1 protein-coding gene is annotated in these 729 nt (G+C 70.9%); it reads right to left on the reverse strand.

Annotated elements, in window-relative coordinates; all coding sequences use genetic code 11:
• Positions 1-729, reverse strand: a 729-nt coding sequence (locus J7U37_RS24835) for a GDP-mannose 4,6-dehydratase (protein WP_247637484.1), incomplete at both ends; no start/stop codon positions are given.

Consider the following 729-nt stretch of genomic DNA (forward strand, 5'->3'; position numbering starts at 1 on the left):
GAGGCCGAGGCGCTCGCCGGTGTAGCGCCCCGCGCGGATCGGGCGCCACCAGGACTCGTTGGCCAGATACCAGCGCACGGTCTCCTCCAGCGCCTGCTCGAAGTCCTTGGTCGGGTGCCACCCCACCTCGGCCTCGGCCTTGGACGGGTCGATGGCGTAGCGCCGGTCGTGGCCGGGCCGATCGGTGACGGAGGTGATGAGCCGGTCGTGGGGCGCGTGCTCCGGGCGCAGGCGGTCGAAGGCGGCGCACAGCGCCTTGACCACGGCCAGGTTGTTGCGCACCGAGCGCCCGCCGAGCAGGTAGGTCTCGCCGAGCCGCCCCTTCTCGAGCACGGCCACGAGGCCGCGGGCATGGTCCTCGACATGGATCCAGTCGCGCTCGTTGAGGCCGTCGCCGTAGACCGGCAGCGGTTTGCCCTCGAGCGCGTTGAGGATCATCAGGGGAATGAGCTTCTCGGGGAAGTGGCGCGGGCCGTAATTGTTCGAGCAGTTGGTCACCAGCACCGGCAGGCCGTAGGTCTCGTGCCAGGCGCGGGCCAGGTGGTCGGAGGCGGCCTTGGAGGCCGAGTAGGGCGAGCGCGGATCGTAGCGGCTGTCTTCGGTGAAGAAGCCGTCCGGCGGCAGCGAGCCGTAGACCTCGTCGGTGGAGACGTGGAGGAAGCGGAACCCCGCCCTGGCCGTGCCCGAGAGCCCGTCCCAATGGCTGCGGGCGCCGTCGAGCATCACCTG

It is taken from the genome of Methylobacterium sp. 37f, from assembly GCF_023093475.1.
Classification (GTDB): domain Bacteria; phylum Pseudomonadota; class Alphaproteobacteria; order Rhizobiales; family Beijerinckiaceae; genus Methylobacterium.